Annotated in this window: 18 protein-coding genes; 5 read left to right on the top strand and 13 right to left on the bottom strand. The window is 58.8% G+C overall.

Annotated features, from left to right (window positions below):
• Positions 1-15 precede the first annotated feature (15 nt).
• Positions 16-2,259 (top strand): phosphoenolpyruvate--protein phosphotransferase, encoded by a 2,244-nt coding sequence (gene ptsP / locus IBX59_RS04730; protein ID WP_296372941.1) that lies wholly within the window; start codon positions 16-18, stop codon positions 2,257-2,259.
• Here the strand turns inward: ptsP and IBX59_RS04725 are convergent.
• Together IBX59_RS04725 and IBX59_RS04720 are read right to left on the bottom strand one after the other, a co-directional pair.
• On the bottom strand, positions 2,250-3,038 hold the full coding sequence (locus tag IBX59_RS04725) for an EcsC family protein (RefSeq protein WP_296372939.1): 789 nt from the start codon (positions 3,036-3,038) through the stop codon (positions 2,250-2,252). The genes ptsP and IBX59_RS04725 overlap by 10 nt on opposite strands.
• 15 nt (positions 3,039-3,053) lie before the next feature.
• Positions 3,054-3,569, bottom strand: coding sequence for a GNAT family N-acetyltransferase (locus tag IBX59_RS04720; RefSeq protein WP_296372937.1), 516 nt, complete (start codon positions 3,567-3,569; stop codon positions 3,054-3,056).
• 70 nt (positions 3,570-3,639) lie between these two features.
• On the opposite strand from IBX59_RS04720, the gene IBX59_RS04715 reads away from it, so the two are divergent.
• Complete coding sequence (locus IBX59_RS04715) at positions 3,640-4,245, top strand: flavin reductase family protein (protein WP_296372936.1); 606 nt, start codon at positions 3,640-3,642, stop codon at positions 4,243-4,245.
• A 58-nt stretch (positions 4,246-4,303) separates the two neighbouring features.
• Here IBX59_RS04715 and IBX59_RS04710 read toward each other — a convergent pair whose 3' ends face one another.
• A complete protein-coding gene (locus tag IBX59_RS04710; RefSeq protein WP_296372934.1) occupies positions 4,304-5,224 on the bottom strand; it encodes a calcium/sodium antiporter in 921 nt (306 codons plus the stop codon).
• Between the two features lie 182 nt (positions 5,225-5,406).
• Here IBX59_RS04710 and IBX59_RS04705 point away from each other — a divergent pair, with 182 nt between their 5' ends.
• Positions 5,407-6,273 (top strand): S-methyl-5'-thioadenosine phosphorylase, encoded by an 867-nt coding sequence (locus IBX59_RS04705; RefSeq protein ID WP_296372931.1) that lies wholly within the window; start codon positions 5,407-5,409, stop codon positions 6,271-6,273.
• Positions 6,274-6,286: 13 nt separating this feature from the next.
• Positions 6,287-6,817, top strand: coding sequence for an adenine phosphoribosyltransferase (locus IBX59_RS04700; RefSeq protein ID WP_296372930.1), 531 nt, complete (start codon positions 6,287-6,289; stop codon positions 6,815-6,817).
• Positions 6,818-6,901: 84 nt separating this feature from the next.
• Here IBX59_RS04700 and IBX59_RS04695 read toward each other — a convergent pair whose 3' ends face one another.
• The 10 genes from IBX59_RS04695 to coxB all read right to left on the bottom strand — a co-directional run bounded on the left by IBX59_RS04695 (position 6,902) and on the right by coxB (position 15,826).
• Positions 6,902-8,317, bottom strand: coding sequence for an FAD-binding oxidoreductase (locus IBX59_RS04695; protein WP_296372928.1), 1,416 nt, complete (start codon positions 8,315-8,317; stop codon positions 6,902-6,904).
• 30 nt (positions 8,318-8,347) lie between these two features.
• A complete protein-coding gene (locus IBX59_RS04690) occupies positions 8,348-8,932 on the bottom strand; it encodes a GNAT family protein (RefSeq protein WP_296372926.1) in 585 nt (194 codons plus the stop codon).
• Entirely contained in the window at positions 8,932-10,200 is a 1,269-nt protein-coding gene (locus IBX59_RS04685; protein ID WP_296372923.1) for a pitrilysin family protein, read from the bottom strand. Before IBX59_RS04685 ends, IBX59_RS04690 begins: the two co-directional genes overlap by 1 nt.
• The gene (gene thrC, locus IBX59_RS04680) at positions 10,197-11,582 is read right to left on the bottom strand and encodes a threonine synthase (protein ID WP_296372922.1); all 1,386 of its coding nucleotides are present in this window, start codon (positions 11,580-11,582) and stop codon (positions 10,197-10,199) included. Before thrC ends, IBX59_RS04685 begins: the two co-directional genes overlap by 4 nt.
• Before the next feature lie 5 nt (positions 11,583-11,587).
• A complete protein-coding gene (locus tag IBX59_RS04675; protein WP_296372919.1) occupies positions 11,588-12,268 on the bottom strand; it encodes an SURF1 family protein in 681 nt (226 codons plus the stop codon).
• A gap of 84 nt (positions 12,269-12,352) precedes the next feature.
• Complete coding sequence (locus IBX59_RS04670; RefSeq protein WP_296372917.1) at positions 12,353-13,153, bottom strand: cytochrome c oxidase subunit 3; 801 nt, start codon at positions 13,151-13,153, stop codon at positions 12,353-12,355.
• A gap of 26 nt (positions 13,154-13,179) precedes the next feature.
• Positions 13,180-13,797: a cytochrome c oxidase assembly protein gene (locus IBX59_RS04665; RefSeq protein WP_296372914.1), complete on the bottom strand. Its 618-nt coding sequence runs from the start codon at positions 13,795-13,797 to the stop codon at positions 13,180-13,182.
• Positions 13,794-13,997, bottom strand: a complete 204-nt coding sequence (locus IBX59_RS04660) for a hypothetical protein (RefSeq protein ID WP_296372912.1) — start codon at positions 13,995-13,997, stop codon at positions 13,794-13,796. The genes IBX59_RS04665 and IBX59_RS04660 overlap by 4 nt, the downstream gene beginning before the upstream one ends.
• Positions 13,997-14,929 carry a heme o synthase gene (cyoE, locus tag IBX59_RS04655; protein WP_296372910.1) on the bottom strand — a complete coding sequence of 311 codons (933 nt, stop codon included), beginning with the start codon at positions 14,927-14,929 and terminating at the stop codon, positions 13,997-13,999. Before cyoE ends, IBX59_RS04660 begins: the two co-directional genes overlap by 1 nt.
• A 72-nt stretch (positions 14,930-15,001) precedes the next feature.
• Positions 15,002-15,826, bottom strand: coding sequence for a cytochrome c oxidase subunit II (gene coxB, locus IBX59_RS04650; protein WP_296372908.1), 825 nt, complete (start codon positions 15,824-15,826; stop codon positions 15,002-15,004).
• A gap of 169 nt (positions 15,827-15,995) precedes the next feature.
• On the opposite strand from coxB, the gene IBX59_RS04645 reads away from it, so the two are divergent.
• Positions 15,996-16,430: DNA gyrase modulator (locus IBX59_RS04645; protein ID WP_296372904.1), on the top strand; the 435-nt coding region annotated here is incomplete at its 3' end.

Here is a 16,430-nt window from a genome sequence, read left to right as displayed (position 1 = left end):
GTGTAAGGGATTGACATGCCATATCGGACCGAAACAGAAAGCCGCAAGCTGCTTGGGCGGCTGCGTCAGGCGCTGGCAGCCGATAGCGCGGGTCAGGAACGGCTGGATGAGGTGGTCGCGCTGATTGCCGATTCGATGGAAACAGAAGTCTGTTCGATCTATCTGTTCCGCGACGCGGAAACACTTGAACTTTGTGCCACCCAAGGCTTGCAGCAAGAAGCGGTGCACCAGACCCGGCTGCGTCTGGGCGAAGGTCTCGTGGGTCTGACTGCCCGCACGCGGCGGGTCGTGAACACAGCCAACGCCCCCTCTGCCAAAGGGTTTCGCTATATGCCCGAAACGGGCGAAGAACGCTATTCGTCGTTCTGCGGAATCCCGATCCAGCGACTGGGCGAGGTTTTGGGCGTCCTGGTGGTGCAATCAAAAGCAGCACGCGAATTTACACCGGACGAGGTGTATGCTCTTGAAATCGTGGCCATGGTCATCGCTGAAATGACCGAACTTGGTGCCTTCGTGGGCGAAGGGGCTGCCCTGTCTGCACGCCACCAGCAGGCGGTGATGTTTCGCGGCACTGTCGCTCAAGAAGGGGCCAGCGAAGGCAAGGTTTTCCTGCACGAACCCCGCGTCGTCGTCACGAACCCCATCTCGGAAGACCCAGACACCGAACTGGCGCGGCTGCGCACAGCCGTCGATCAGCTGCGCCGTTCAGTTGACAGCATGCTGACCGGGGCGCGGTCTGTGGATGCGGACCAGATTCAAGTGCTGGAAGCCTATCGGATGTTTGCCAACTCCTCCAGCTGGATCAAGCGGATGGAAGAAGACGTGGGCAATGGTTTGTCCGCTGAAGCCGCGGTGGAAAAGGAACAATCACTGTCGCGCGCCCGGTTGGGCAAAGCAGCTGACCCCTACATGCGCGAACGTCTGTCCGATCTTGATGATCTGTCAAACCGCCTGTTGCGAATCCTGACCGGTCAAGGGGTGGATGCGCGCGCCGACATGCCGGAAAATCCGATCCTTGTGGCACGCAATATCGGGCCGGGTGAATTGCTGGAATATGGCAAAAAGCTGAAAGGCATCGTGCTTGAGGAAGGATCGGTCGGCAGCCATGCGACCATCGTGGCGCGGGCATGGGCCATTCCGCTTGTGATCAACGCCAAGGGGATCACCCGCGAGGCGCTGAATGGCGATACCATTCTTGTGGATGGCGAACAGGGCATCGCGCATCTGCGGCCCGATGATACTGTCCACACGGCATTCCGCGACAAGATTGCGATGCAGACCCGCGCACAGGAACGCTATGCCTCGATCCGTGATCTGCCTGCCACGGCAAAATGCGGCACGACGATTTCGTTGCAAATGAATGCGGGCCTGATGGCCGATCTGCCGTCATTGCAAGGGTCCGGTGCCGAAGGTGTCGGCCTGTTCCGCACCGAATTGCAATTCCTGATCCGAAACCAGATGCCCCGGCGCGGGGAACTGTCCGCGCTTTACAGCCGTGTGCTGAAGGCAGCGCAGGGCAAACGCGTGGCGTTCCGCACGCTTGATATCGGGTCAGACAAGGTTCTGCCCTATATGAAGCCCAACGATGAACCCAACCCGGCAATGGGCTGGCGAGCGATCCGGGTGGGGCTGGATAAACCGGGTGTGCTGCGGATGCAGTTGCAGGCCTTGATCCGCGCAGCAGCGGGCGCGCCTTTGGCGGTGATGTTTCCATTCGTGACCCAGACCAACGAATTTCGCGCCGCCAAGGCCGAAATGGACAAGGCCATCGCACGCGAAACGCGGCTTGGCTTGCCATTGCCCGCGCGATTGGAAGTTGGCGCAATGCTGGAAACGCCATCGCTGGCCTACGCGCCCGATGCTTTCTTTGAAGAAGTTGATTTCATATCGATCGGGGGCAACGACCTGAAACAATTCTTTTTCGCAGCCGATCGCGAAAATGAACGTGTACGCAAACGCTATGACACGCTGGACAGCAGTTTCCTGTCGTTTGTCCAACATGTGATTGCCCGCTGCGAAAAGGCAAATACGCCACTGTCATTTTGCGGTGAAGATGCAGGCCGCCCGGTCGAAGCGCTGTGTTTTGCTGCCCTTGGTTTGCGCACCCTGTCGATGCGCCCGGCGTCGATCGGCCCGGTCAAACACCTGATCCGACGGGTTGATCTGGGCGAAGTCAGGGCGGTCATGGATGAAGCAATTGCCAATGGCGACCAATCGGTGCGCCGGGCTGTCTCTGACTGGTTGGTATATCAGGTTTGAACCAAGGCGCGGTGAAACGCCTCTGTCACCGATTCTTGACCATAGGTCCGGCCCAGTTTGCGCAGTCCGAAATGCACATGCGCCAGCGCCACGTAATAATCGACAAAGGCGTAGTTGATCCCCGCCCCCGCAGCCGCACCCAGCACTGGGACCGTTTGCGCAGCCAGTTTTTGTGACAGGACCGCTGCCAATCGGGGGGCCACGCGGCTGATCAACCCGTTGACAGCCGCCCCCGACAGACCCAACCGCGCCCCGATAAAAGCCGTGTCAATCCCGTCATCATCCCTGCCCGGCCCGCCAGTGCCGAATACCGCAAGACATTGCATCCGTGTTTCTGCGGATTCAGGGTCTTCTCCATATTGGGTGGCAACGTGATGCACGGCACGGAAAATCACGGTCGTGGCCACCGGCAGTTCAACCATCGCCGTCGCAATCCCACCAAAACCACCCAAGGCGCCCGACAGTGTGCCGATGAGTTTGTGCAGACCGTCCGACCCGATGTCGCGCCCCACCCCTGATCGCGACCGATGCGCCAGATCATAGCTTTGGCGCAGGGCGCGTTTGACGACAGCGTCAAATTGATTTCGGGTGGAGGCTGGCAACATTTTCAGCCCATCCTCAACCTGACCGCCAACAAAAGTGATCCCTTTCATCAAGACACCGTTTGCCCGGTGCTGGCGCAGCGCAAGCAGGGCAATTTCCTGACGCGCAGCGTCATCCAGCGGCACAGGTTGCACGGCAGGGATCAGGTCAGTGCGGGACGTTGGCGCGTTTTCCATGACTCTCATGTGGGATCAACCAGCGCAAATGCAATCATCCACCTTGCGCACAGGCCCGATAACACCGTCCCATGCCCCATCGTGCAGCGCAAGGCCCAGCACCCGTTCGGGGTTGGTAGGCGGCGGCATGACCACGCGGGTCAGGCGTTCAAACCCAAAACGTGCATAAAAAGGCAAATCACCCACCAGTAGGATCCGCGCCCAACCTGCGCCCAACGCGGTATGGATGACCTTGTGCATCAAAAGCGCCGCAATGCCTTCACCCTGTCGGGTTGGATGCACCGCAATTGGCCCCAGTAAAATGGCCACATGCGGACCCACACAAACCGGCCAGCAACGCACAACGCCCGCCAAGACGCCATCGGTGTCGCGGGCCGTCCAGCACAATTTTGCAATGGGTGCGATTCCTTCGCGCAGGCGATAAGACGATAGCGCAGTGCGCCCCGGGGCAAAGCAAAGATCATATAACGCCTCGACTTCCCACCAATCAGCGGGGGCTTCGGGGGCCAGTTGAATAGATAGTCTTTGCATGTCTCTTTCGTCTGGCCTCGCGCGTCGCGTCACGCTACCCAATGGACAACCAGACGGAAAGGCCATTGCAATGTTTTATGAACCCAAAGATGGGCACGGGCTACCGCATAATCCGTTTTCGGCGATCATCGCCCCCCGGCCCATCGGCTGGATCGCAACGCGGGGCACAGATGGCCGGGATAATCTGGCACCCTATTCATTCTTCAACGCCGTCGCCTACGCGCCGCCGCAGGTGATGTTTGCCTCGACCAGTGCAAAACCCGATCGCGACGGCACCAAGGACAGCGTTGCCAATATTCGCGATACTGGGGTCTTTGCCGTCAACATTGTCGAATATACCGCCCGCGACGCCATGAACCAGACATCGGGCAGTTGGGACCGGGACAGGGATGAATTCATCCTTGCCAGCATCGAAAAGGCCGCCTGCGCAACCATCGACTGCCCTCGCGTCGCAAATGCCCCGGCCACACTGGAATGCAAGCTGACCCAGATCGTGCAACTGGCCGGTGCTGCAAATTTTGTTGTTTTCGGTGAAGTCACGGGCGTCCACTTGCGCGACGATTGCATCGTGGACGGGGTGTTCGATGTGACCACCTTCAACCCGCTGACACGCCTCGGCTATCGCGACTATGCGGTTGTGCGCGAGGTGTTCAGCCTCAAACGCCCCGGTGAATAACATAAAACCGCGACCTTTCGGCACCAGCCGTGTCGCGGCTGGGCGCGATGCCCCGCTTTCAGATGATCAGGGCCAACGTATAAGCAACATAAGCGGCAACAAATCCCGCACCAACGCCCAAGGCCAAGCGCCCGCGCAAGATCAAAACCGCAGCAGGCGCCAGCGCAGCCGCCAGAAACACCCATAACGTAACGCCCAGCATCTCGGTCGGGACAGACAGCGGCTGCACCACAGCCGTGATCCCGAGAATCCCCAACACGTTAAAGATATTCGACCCGATCACATTGCCGATCGCAATTTCACCCTGCCTCTTGCGGGCCGCAATCACGGACGTAACCAGTTCGGGCAGCGACGTGCCAACCGCTACGATGGTCAGCCCGATCACCGCGTCCGACACGTCAAAGGCGCGGGCAATGTCGCTGGCACCATCCACCAGAAACCGCGCCCCGATCATCACCCCCAGCAGCCCCAGCACAAACAGCCCCGCACCACGCCAGACCGGCGGTGGTGGCACATCCTGCCCCAACTGCGGGGCTGTCTGACCCGATCGCAAAGTCACCACCAGATAACCCGCCAACATCACAAGGCAGGCCCCCCCCGCCAGCCGCCCCACCGTGCCGGTCCACATCAGCGTGGCACACAGGCCCGTCACCGCCAACATGACCAACCCGTCACGGTGCAGGAACGCGTGCCCCGGCAAGGCGGCAATCATGGCAGACAGGCCCAGAATTAGCAGGATATTTGCAATATTGCTGCCCACGACATTGCCCAGCGCGATCCCCGGCAATCCCTCGAAGGCGGCAATCAGGCTGGTCATCAATTCCGGCATCGACGTGCCAAAGCCCACCAGCGTCACCCCGATAACCAACGGCGACAGCCCCACGCGCAAGGCGACAGCGACCGCCCCGCGCACCAGCAGATCCCCCCCTACGACAAGGGCCGCCAGTCCGCCCAATACCAGCATCAGATCGACAAACATCGGCAAAATCCCGGTCGCTGCGGTTGCAAGGTGCAGCGCGCCAACGACCGGGCGCGCAATGCTCTAGATGATGTGATAGCCACCCCAAATCAAGTAGATAGAACAACACGCGGCCCGACCCGGGCTTCACATTTCATATCTACCGGTTCAGTCTGCAACCCGTGGACAAAAGAAGGTGCAGCATGCAAACAAAAATCGGAATCATCGGCGGCTCTGGCATCTATGGCATGGACGGGTTGCAAGATGCAGCCTGGGTCAACGTGGCAAGCCCTTGGGGTGCGCCATCTGATGCGGTGCTGACCGGCAATCTGGATGGTGTTGCCATGATTTTCCTACCCCGCCACGGGCGCGGGCATGTGCATAGCCCCACAACCGTGCCGTACCGCGCCAACATCGATGTGCTGAAACGGCTGGGCGTAACCGATGTGATCAGCGTCAGCGCCTGCGGATCATTCCGCGAAAACATGGCGCCGGGCGATTTCGTGATCGTGGACCAGTTTATCGACCGCACCTTCGCACGCGAAAAGTCGTTCTTTGGCACCGGATGCGTCGCACATGTCAGCCTCGCCCACCCAACCTGCGCGCGGCTGTCAGACGCCTGCCAGATCGCAGGCCGCGACGCCGGCATCACGATCCACAGGGGTGGCACCTATCTGGCGATGGAAGGCCCGCAGTTTTCCAGCCAGGCCGAAAGCAAACTCTACCGCAGCTGGGGCTGCGATGTGATCGGCATGACAAACATGCCCGAGGCGAAACTCGCCCGCGAGGCAGAGCTTTGCTATGCCGCCGTTGCCATGATCACCGATTACGACAGCTGGCACCCCGACCATGGCGCAGTGCAGGTCAGCGATGTGATCAAAACCTTGCAAGACAACGGCACCAGGGCCCGCGACCTGATCGCACGTCTTGCCGCATTGCTGGGTCCAGACCGCGCCCCCTGCCCGCACGGCTGCGACCGGGCGCTGGACCACGCGCTAATGACCGACCCCGACAACCGCGACACTGCACTGGTCGCCAAACTCGACGCCATCGCCGGCCGCGTTCTTTGAATATTGGAACCACATGAAAACCGTCCAGGACTATATCCGCACGATCCCCGATTTCCCGCACAAGGGCATCATGTTCCGCGATGTCACCACGCTGCTCAGCGATGCGCGCGGCTTTCGCATTGCAATTGACCAGTTGCTACACCCCTACGCGGGCCGGCCCATCGACAAGGTTGTGGGGCTTGAAGCGCGTGGATTCATCCTTGGCGGGGCGATCGCCCACCAACTCTCCGTCGGCTTCGTGCCTGCCCGCAAACAGGGCAAACTGCCGGGCAGAACCATCGCCCAAAGCTATACGCTCGAATACGGCGAGGCCGTGCTTGAAATCCACGACGACGCCTTGCAACCGGGCGAAAAAATCCTGCTGGTCGATGACCTGCTGGCAACCGGAGGCACCGCCGAGGCTGGGATCAAATTGATCGAACGGTTGGGAGGAGAGGTCATCGGCTGCGCCTTCATCATCGACCTGCCCGATTTGGGCGGGCGCAAGAAACTTGAAACGCTCGGCATGAACGTCCACGCACTCTGCGCCTTCGCCGGGGAATAAGGCACACCGCTCCCCCTTCATCTTGGTCAAAAAACTCCCGCCGGAGGCTCCTGCCCCCACAACCCGCGCCACCGGACTGCAATGTCATCTCCCCTGCCGCAGCACCGCGCCGGGGTTCATGATACCCTGCGGGTCAAGTGCTGCCTTGATCGCCCGCAGCATCGCCAGCTTGACCGGATCGCCATAGCGTTCCAGATCATCCACCTTCAGCCGCCCGATCCCATGTTCGGCGCTGACGGACCCATCCATCGCATGCACCAGATCATGCAGGGCGCGTTTGACGGCAGGGCGCACATCCTCGTATGCGGCACGGGTACGGCCTTGGGCGGGAAAGACATTGTAATGCAGGTTGCCGTCGCCCAGATGACCAAAGCAGTTGATACGGAAATCCCCGATGCCAGCCAGCATACCGGGCGCGCGGGCAATGAAATCGGGCACCGCACTCAGTGGCAGGGAAATATCATGCGAACTGACCGACCCGATCCGGCGGTTTGCCTCGGGGATATTTTCGCGAATGTCCCACAACTCTTGCCGCTGGCCAAGGGCCTGGGCAATCACACCATCAGTCACCAAACCAGCCGCGAAGGCTGCTTCAAACAGACCTTCAAGCGCCGCCTCCGGTGGCAGCCCTGCGGGCAGGCCCACATCAATCAGCACACACCACGCGGGAATGTCATCAAAGGGTTGTTTCACCTTCGGCCCGACCTCGGCCAGAAAATCAAAACCCTGCCGATGCATGATCTCGAACGCTGACACACCGTCACCGATCCTTTCGCCCGCCAGCGCCAGCAATTCCAGGGCGGCAGCAGGCGACGGCACGGCCATCAGCGCCGCCCCTACCCCCACAGGGCGCGGTGCCAGTTTCAACGCCGCCCCCGTAATCACGCCCAACGTGCCCTCGGCCCCGATCATCAGGTCACGCAGGTCATAGCCGGTGTTGTCCTTGCGCAGCCGCGTCAGCCCGTGCCAGATCGTGCCATCGGGGCGCACCACCTCCAGCCCCAGACATTGCGCGCGCGCATTGCCATAGCGCAGCACATTTACCCCGCCCGCATTGGTCGCCAACAGCCCGCCGATCCGCGCCGATCCTTCAGAGGCCAGCGACAGCGGAAACAACCGCCCGATATCGGCAGCGGCCTTCTGGATGTCGGCCAAAATGACGCCTGCGTCACAGACCAGCACATTTTCCGCAACATAGACATCGCGAATACGGTTCATCCGTTCCAGCGACAAGATGACAGGAACAGGCCCTTCCGCCATCAACTGCCCGCCAACCAAACCTGTGCCACCGCTATAAGGCACGATCCCCACGCCTGCCTCGGCACAGGTCTTGACCACTTGCGCCACCTCCTCGGTGTTTGCGGGCGCCAACACCAACCCCTGCCCCGTCCAGCGCCCGCGCGGTTCGCGCAGATAAAGCGCACTGTCGGGCCGAAAGGCAGCAGCAGGCAAAAGGCTGTGCAACCGGGCTTCAATCGCAGGGGTGACAGGGTTCAGCATGTTGCGGTTCCTTTATGCGCCAACCAGCGGTCAACCTACATCGGTCTTGCCGCGCCGGTCATGGCGCAGGTTGGCGTAAAGCACGTGATTGCGCCAGCGCCCGTTGATCTGCAAATAACTTTGCGCCACGCCTTCGTATTTATAACCGCAACTTTCCAGCAAGCTGCGCGACGGGGTGTTTTCCGGCAGGCAGCCTGCCTCGATCCTGCTGATATCCAGCACGTTGAAGGCATAATAGACCAAACCGGCAATCGCCTCGCGCATATATCCTTGGCGGGCATAGGGCGCGCCAATCCAATATCCTGTGGTGCCTGCCTGCGCTGGCCCCCGGCGGATGTTATCCAGCGTGATTGCGCCTAATAAGGTATCATCGGTGCGGCGGATCAAAAACAACGGAACAGCGTTGCCATTGGCGATCGACCGCTGCGCCCAATAAACCCGGTTGGTAAATGCCTTGCGCGACAGATGGTCAGGCGCCCATGTTGGTTCCCATGGCGCCAAAAAATCAATGCTTTCGCGGCGCAAGTTGGACCATGGTCTAAAATCGGCATGCATGGGCGGGCGCAGGACCAACCTTTCGGTTTCGATCCGAATTTTGCGCCTGACCCCCAGCATCAGGCGGCAAGCCGCGCTTTCAGCGCCGCAAGGTCAGGTGCCGTCTCTGCAGGACCATAAAGCGCCAGCGCCGCGCCAGCGTCCCCCGCCATCTGCCCGGCAAAGGTCGTCACATCCTGCGTTGTGACCGCATCAATCCGGTCTACCGTTTCAGCCAGATCAGGGATGCGCCCCCAGATCGACAACAGCCGCGACAACCGTTCCGCCCGGTTACTGGGGCATTCAAGCCCCATCAGCAACCCGGCTTTCATTTGCGCGCGCGCGCGCGCGACCTCTGCATCTGTCATGTCGTCAGCGGCGCGTTTCATTTCATCGATGGTAATATGCGCCAGTTCCGCAATCTGTTCGGCACTTGTGCCTGCATATATCGTTGTCATCCCGGTGTCTTCATAGGCCCCGGCTTGCGCAAAGATCGTATAGCACAGCCCCCGTTTTTCGCGGATTTCCTGAAACAGCCGCGACGACATACCGCCGCCCATCGCTGCTGCATAGATTTGTGCCGTATAGATCAGCGGGTCTCGGTAATGCGGCCCTTCCAGCGCCAGGGCAAAATGCACCTGTTCCAGATTTTTCAGTTCGCGCCGTTCCCCCCCGCGAAAAGACGCCGGCTGCAACAAAGACGCAGGTCGGGTCACGGCAGGCAAATGACCGAACAGCGCCTCTGCCTGACGCACGATTGTGTCATGGTCTACCGCCCCTGCGGCTGACAGGATCATCTGGTTGGGACCGTAATGCTGCCTCACAAACCCCGCCAAATCGTTCCTGTCAAAAGCGCTCACGCGTTCCGATGGCCCCAGAATAGTGCGGCCAAGCGCCTGATCAGGATAAGCCACCTCTTGCAGCCAGTCGAAGATGATATCATCGGGCGTATCGAGCGCCTGCCCGATTTCCTGCAGGATCACACCGCGTTCCACCTCGATCTCGGCGGGATCAAAGACAGGGTTCAGCAGGATATCGGCAATCACTTCCAGCCCCAACGCGACATCATCTTCCAGCACGCGGGCGTAATAGGCTGTCATTTCACGGCTGGTATAGGCATTGATATAGCCACCCACATCTTCGATCGCTTCCGCAATTTGCAGCGCACTGCGGGTCTTGGTGCCCTTGAATGCCATATGCTCCAGAAAATGCGCGATCCCGTTTTCTTCCAACCGCTCATGGCGGCCGCCCGCTTCGACCCAGATACCAATGCTGGCAGATTGCAGGCCTGGCATATGTTCGGTCACAATGCGAAAGCCGTTGGACAGCCGATGCAGTTCAATCGTCACTGGTTGATCCGTTCTTTGATGACCGCTTGCAATGTGGCCAAATCTGCTGACACGCGCGTCACGCGCTCGGGCCGGTCATACAGGTCTGCCATGCGCGGGGGAAGAGGGGCCGTAATGCCGGTGGCATCCTTGACAGCATCAGGAAATTTCGCCGGATGCGCAGTGGCCAAAGTGACCATTGGGGTGGTGCCCAGATACGACTCTGCCACATGGACGCCCACAGCGGTGTGCGGGCACAACAGTTCGCCATGGTTGGCACGATAGCGCCGGATGGCCGCAGTTGTTTGCTCTTCCGAGGCGCGGCCGGATTTGAACGTTTCCTTCAACATCTGATAGGCACCCTGGCTGATCTGGAACCCGCCGTTTTTCAAATCAGCCATCTGGGTTGCCACAGCAGCCCCGTCACGGCCATAAGCATCAAACAAAGCACGTTCAAAATTCGAACTGATCTGAATATCCATCGACGGGCTGATCGTCGGCATCACGCCTTGTTTGGTATAGGCACCGGTTTCCAATGTCCGATGCAGAATGTCATTGCGATTTGTGGCAACCACCAGATCGGCAATTGGCAATCCCATCTGGCGCGCGATATAACCCGCGAAAATATCGCCAAAATTCCCCGTTGGCACCGTAAAGCTAACCTGCCGATGGGGCGCACCCAAGCTGACGGCAGCAGTGAAATAATAGACCACCTGCGCCAACACACGGCCCCAGTTAATCGAATTGACACCGGCGAGGCGCACATCGTCGCGAAATGCAAAGTCGTTGAACATGTCTTTGACTGCGGCCTGACAATCATCGAAATCGCCATCAACCGCCAGCGCATGCACATTGGATTCGGTCGGTGTGGTCATCTGACGGCGCTGCACCTCGGACACGCGACCATGCGGGTAAAGGATAAACACATCCACAGCTTCCAGCCCGCGAAACGCCTCGATCGCGGCTGATCCGGTGTCGCCACTGGTGGCCCCCACGATCGTGACCCGTTCACCCGACCGCGACAGCGCCGCCTGAAACATCTGGCCGATCAGCTGCATGGCGAAATCCTTGAACGCCAGCGTCGGGCCATGGAACAGTTCCAGCAGGAAATGGTTGGCATCAAGCTGCACCAGCGGCGCGCGGGCGGCATGTCCGAAACCGGCGTAGGCCTGCGCGATCAGCTTGCGAAATTCATCATCCGTAAACGTATCGCCAATGAACGGGCGCATGACGTCAAAGGCGACGTCCTCGTATGTCTGACCCGCCATCGCTGCAATCTGCGCATGGGTCAGGGTTGGGACAACTTCGGGCACATACAGCCCGCCATCACGCGCAAGCCCGGTCAGCATTGCCTGTTCAAAGGTCAGTGCGGGGGCCGTCCCGCGGGTCGAGATATAGCGCATCTGGCTTAAACGTCCTTTGGTCGGGTCATGCGGAAAATCAAAAACAGGCTCATGATGGCCCAAACGAGGGCCAACGAAAACCACGTAATCGCATATTCCAGGTGGTCATTCTTTATATCGGCGGTGTTGATTGGCAAAGGCGTGATCCGCGGATCAGCAGGGGTGGTGTGGGTCGCGACAACCATCACCGGCACCGTATCAAGGGCGTCAGCCATCGCCTCTACGTGGCGCGCAAACCAGATGTTTTTGCCCAGATCGGGTGATGGCGTGCTGGCCGTCTGGTCATCAGGCCACAAGAGCGTTCCAGTGACCTGCATCGGGCGGGTCAGTGGCGCGGCCTCTTTCGCGTCGAGTGTGATCAAGCCTTGATCCAAAAGGATGACAGGGCCATCGTCTGTCGCAAATCTGGAAATCACACGATAGCCAGTCCCGGCCTGCGTGCCCGATGTCAAAACATGCAATTCCTGCCCCAGCGGCGTGCCGCTCACCGTAACCCGCCGGTATTCGTCGTCGTCCTCTGTCGGAGATAGCGGAAGGGGAATCGGTGGTGCGGATAATCTGGCGTTGATAGCGCCAATAATATCCTCTTTCCACGCAAGCCGCTGCACCTGCCACGTACCAAGGCTGATTAGCACACCGCAACCTGCGATGCCCAGAAGGATTGGAAAAAGGATTTTACGCAGCATTTTGCGCCTTTGATGTGAAAAACGCGCGAGCGGCCCCGCGCGTTTGAAACTTTCCTGGCCCCGAAAGTCGGGGGTACCCGTGACTTAGCCACCCCAGACGTAAACAGCCGCAAACAGGAACAGCCAAACGACGTCAACAAAGTGCCAGTACCACGCGGCCGCTTCAAATCCGACATGCTTTTCGGGTGTAAAGTCGCCCTTTTGCAACCGGATCAGGCAGACCAAAAGAAAGATCGTTCCGATGACCACATGCACACCATGAAAACCTGTCGCCATGAAGAAGTTCGCGCCATAAATATTGCCCGCAAAACCAAAGGCTGCATGGCTGTATTCGTAAACCTGAAACACAGTGAACAGCGCGCCCAAGGCAACAGCAAGGATCAGACCCCATTTCATGTCTTGACGGTTATTTTCATGCACCAAAGCGTGGTGCGCCCATGTTGCGGCCGCACCCGAACACAGCAGGATCAGCGTGTTGATCAGCGGCAAATGCCATGGATCAAAGGTCTCGATCCCGGCGGGTGGCCATACACCATCCTGAATCGGGCTCATCGGCCCCATCGGATACATCGCGTGCTTGAAAAACGACCAGAACCAAGCCGCAAAAAACATGACTTCGGACATGATAAACATGATGAAACCGTAGCGCAGGCCGATCCGGACCACTGGCGTATGATCGCCCACGCGGCTTTCGTTCACAACGTCAGACCACCATGCATACATCACGTAAAGGATGGCTGCGAAACCGATCAAAAAAATGTAAGGCCCAGAGCCATGCATCCAGAACGTCGCACCTATCAGCATGACGAAAGCACCAACAGCAGCAATCAGCGGCCAGATGGAAGGTGGCAAAATATGATAATCGTGGTTTTTAGCATGCGCCATGTGGAGCGTTCCCTATCGGCTTGTCTTCAGTTCGTTTCTATGGCGCTTTGCGGCACCGATGTCAAAGATGTTGCGGGATCAACCGCAGCCTGCACGTATTCTTCGGGCAGGTCGATCTGGTAGAATGTGTAGCTGAGCGTGATGGTATGCACATATTTGCCTTCACGGTCATTCACGATGGCCGGGTCAACATAAAAGCTGACGGGCATCATCACAGTTTCACCGGGTTGCAAAACCTGTTCGGTAAAGCAGAAACATGCGATCTTGTCGAAATAGGCACCAGCAGCATAGGGCGTCACATTATACGCTGCCTGCCCGGCTACCGGAACATCGGTTGGATTATGCGCCTCGTAAAAGGCAAGTGCCGTTTCCCCGATACGCACTTCAATTTCGCGCACCTCGGGTTTGAATGTCCAGGGCATATCCCGTTCAAGCGATGCATCGAAGCGCACCTTGATTGTCTGATCAAGGACCATATCACTTCCGGCTTCAGCGACATTCGTCGTTCCGCCAAAACCGGTAACGCGACAGAACCAGTCATAAAAAGGGACTGACGCCCAAGCCAGTGATCCCATGACGATCACAACGCCGACGGTTTGCGCCGCCGTCCGGTTCGGCCCTTGCAGTTTCGGAAAAATCTTCATTGGCGCGGCTCATCTTCAGGAATGAGTTGCGGGCGCGCCACGTGATCAAACGTTTCGAATTTCTTCGCATCGCCCAGTTGCAGCACCTTCACGACGGTAAGGCCAAAGACAATCGCGATAAACCCGGCCAGCAAAAGCCCGACCCCGACGTTGCGGCCAAGACGGCGCGTGTGGATTTCATGTTCAACCTTGATGGCCATTACCATCCCCCATAGCCGTAGGGGCGCAGCGCCGCCTCGACCAACAACGCACCAAAGTGCAAGAACAAATAGTAAAGCGAAACCTTGAAAACGCCAATCTCGACCTTGTGTTTGTCAGCGTCGCAATCCGCGTCATTCCGGCGCCAGATCTTATAGGCCCCATTCAGAAACCAGGCGTTCATGATTACAGCGACCGTCATGTAAAACGGTCCACCGATCGAGGTCAGCCCGAGCCCAAGCGCAACAGGCACCAGCAGCAGCGTGTAGATCAGCACATGCCGCCGGGTTGCATCGCGCCCGTGCGTTTCGGTCAACATCGGCACACCCGCGCGGCCGTAGTCCGATTTGACAAACAAGGCGAGCGCCCAGAAATGCGGTGGCGTCCACATAAAGATCAGCGCGAACATCAACAGGCTTTCAATACCGACAGACCCGGTGGCGATGGCCCAGCCAATCATCGGTGGAAAGGCACCAGCGGCCCCGCCGATCACAATATTCTGGGGCGTCGCCCGCTTGAGCCACATGGAATAGACGACAGCGTAGAAAAATATCGTAAACGCCAGCAAGAAAGCCGACAGAAAATTCGTGGCCAGTGCCAGCATCACGATCGAAAAACCCGACAACGCCAAACCGATACCCAAGGCTTCACCCGGGGCAACGCGACCAGACGGAATGGGCCGGCCCACCGTTCGCTTCATGCGGGCGTCGATATCCGCGTCCCACCACATGTTCAGCGCACCAGATGCGCCCGCACCAACAGCAACACAAAGGATCCCGACAAACCCGATGAACGGGTGCACCGCGCCCGGCGCCACCAATAACCCTACAAGGGCTGTGAATACCACAAGCGACATCACACGCGGTTTGAGCAGGGCAAAATAATCGCCCATCCCGGTTTCGTATGCGCCTTCCTGCAAACTGACGTCGCTCATCTTAACCTTTCAAGCGGGGCGCGCATTTGCCACCCCGCACTTAATTTCCGATCAGGCAGACCCTGCCCTGGATCAAGACGTTCCCTTGGCTTCGGCCAGCCACTGGTCATAGGTTTCCTGGCTGACCACTTTGACCGTGATCGGCATATAGGCGTGGTCCTTGCCGCAAAGCTCTGAACACTGGCCAAAATAGATGCCTTCGCGCTCAGCCGCGAACCACAGTTGCGCCAGGCGACCAGGCACGGCGTCCTGCTTTACGCCAAAGGCCGGGATCGTCCAAGAATGGATCACGTCAGCACCCGTCACCTGCATCACCACGGTCGCGCCAACGGGCACGACAACGGACGTATCTGTTGCAAGCAAGTATTCATTCCGCGTGTAACCGAAATCTTCCAGTTCATCCTCGGCCAGCATGAAGCTTTCAAAGCTCACACCTTCATCCACATATTCATACCCCCAATACCATTGATAACCCGTGACTTTGATCGTCAGGTCGGCTTGGGGAATTTCCTGTTGCTTGAAAAGAACTGGCAAAGAAAATGCGCCGATAAAGACCAGAATAACAATCGGCACCACCGTCCATGCCACTTCTAGCGGAGAGTTGTGGGTGAACGTCGCGGGCTCTTTCTGGCGCTTTTGATTGTAGCGGATCGCAACCCATGCAAGCAGCCCAGTTACGAAAAGCGTGATCGCCGTAATAATCACCAGCAACATGCCGTCCAGCCAATGAACATCACGCGCCAGTTCTGTCGCTGCGGGCTGAAAACCCATGGCGCCCAGTGTTGGTGCGCCTATGATTTCAAGCTCTTGATTGACGTCCTGCGCCAGCACAGCACCGCCCACCATTATCATGCCGGCCGTAGCCCAGAGTGAGGTCGCAAAGGTTTTCAGTCGCATATTCTACCCTAACTTCGTGGCGCATCTTGCGCGTCTGCCCCGAGACCCTGTCAGGAATCCCGTTGTATCTGGCTCACCGTGTCCCATATCCTGAGAGACAACTCAAGAACCGCTGTTGCGGCAAACAGCCGCTTTTGCCACGAAATTGCGCCAACCAAAGGAAATTCTTATGTCCACCGATCCTTTTCGCCCATTCGAAACCAACCTGGATCAGGAAACCGCGCTGCGCCTGCTGCGCGAAGCGACCGCTGGTGCCGATGATGGAGAGCTGTTTCTTGAACGCCGCAAGTCCGAAGTGCTGTCATTCGATGATGGCCATGTCAAAACGGCGAGCTTCGATGCTGCCGAAGGTTTCGGCTTGCGCGCCGTGCGCGGCGAAACCGCCGGTTATGCCCATTCCACGACGATTGATGAACATGCACTCAAACGTGCCGTAGCCACCGCAAGGTTGGCCGTGGGCGATGGCGGCGGCACCATGGCAGACGGCCCCGCAGGCACCAACCGCAAGCTTTACAGTGACGAAGACCCGATGCTGCAGGCAACATTTCCAACCAAAATCGACCTGTTGCGCGAAATTGATGCCTTTGCCCGCGCACTTGACCCG

Origin of the sequence: Yoonia sp. (genome assembly GCF_014859355.1) — a bacterium.
In the GTDB taxonomy this organism is placed as follows: Bacteria; Pseudomonadota; Alphaproteobacteria; order Rhodobacterales; family Rhodobacteraceae; genus Yoonia.
Note: the sequence above shows the minus strand (reverse complement) of the source record. Positions and strands in the feature narration are given on the sequence as shown.

Coding starts and splice junctions, on each gene's coding strand:
- ptsP (WP_296372941.1), top strand. CDS start 16: ATGCCATATCGGACCGAAACAGAAAGCCGCAAGCTGCTTGGGCGGCTG.
- IBX59_RS04725 (WP_296372939.1), bottom strand. CDS start 3,038: ATGGAAAACGCGCCAACGTCCCGCACTGACCTGATCCCTGCCGTGCAA.
- IBX59_RS04720 (WP_296372937.1), bottom strand. CDS start 3,569: ATGCAAAGACTATCTATTCAACTGGCCCCCGAAGCCCCCGCTGATTGG.
- IBX59_RS04715 (WP_296372936.1), top strand. CDS start 3,640: ATGTTTTATGAACCCAAAGATGGGCACGGGCTACCGCATAATCCGTTT.
- IBX59_RS04710 (WP_296372934.1), bottom strand. CDS start 5,224: ATGTTTGTCGATCTGATGCTGGTATTGGGCGGACTGGCGGCCCTTGTC.
- IBX59_RS04705 (WP_296372931.1), top strand. CDS start 5,407: ATGCAAACAAAAATCGGAATCATCGGCGGCTCTGGCATCTATGGCATG.
- IBX59_RS04700 (WP_296372930.1), top strand. CDS start 6,287: ATGAAAACCGTCCAGGACTATATCCGCACGATCCCCGATTTCCCGCAC.
- IBX59_RS04695 (WP_296372928.1), bottom strand. CDS start 8,317: ATGCTGAACCCTGTCACCCCTGCGATTGAAGCCCGGTTGCACAGCCTT.
- IBX59_RS04690 (WP_296372926.1), bottom strand. CDS start 8,932: ATGCTGGGGGTCAGGCGCAAAATTCGGATCGAAACCGAAAGGTTGGTC.
- thrC (WP_296372922.1), bottom strand. CDS start 11,582: ATGCGCTATATCTCGACCCGCGGGACGGCCCCCGCACTGACCTTTGAA.
- IBX59_RS04675 (WP_296372919.1), bottom strand. CDS start 12,268: ATGCTGCGTAAAATCCTTTTTCCAATCCTTCTGGGCATCGCAGGTTGC.
- IBX59_RS04670 (WP_296372917.1), bottom strand. CDS start 13,153: ATGGCGCATGCTAAAAACCACGATTATCATATTTTGCCACCTTCCATC.
- IBX59_RS04665 (WP_296372914.1), bottom strand. CDS start 13,797: ATGAAGATTTTTCCGAAACTGCAAGGGCCGAACCGGACGGCGGCGCAA.
- IBX59_RS04660 (WP_296372912.1), bottom strand. CDS start 13,997: ATGGCCATCAAGGTTGAACATGAAATCCACACGCGCCGTCTTGGCCGC.
- cyoE (WP_296372910.1), bottom strand. CDS start 14,929: ATGAGCGACGTCAGTTTGCAGGAAGGCGCATACGAAACCGGGATGGGC.
- coxB (WP_296372908.1), bottom strand. CDS start 15,826: ATGCGACTGAAAACCTTTGCGACCTCACTCTGGGCTACGGCCGGCATG.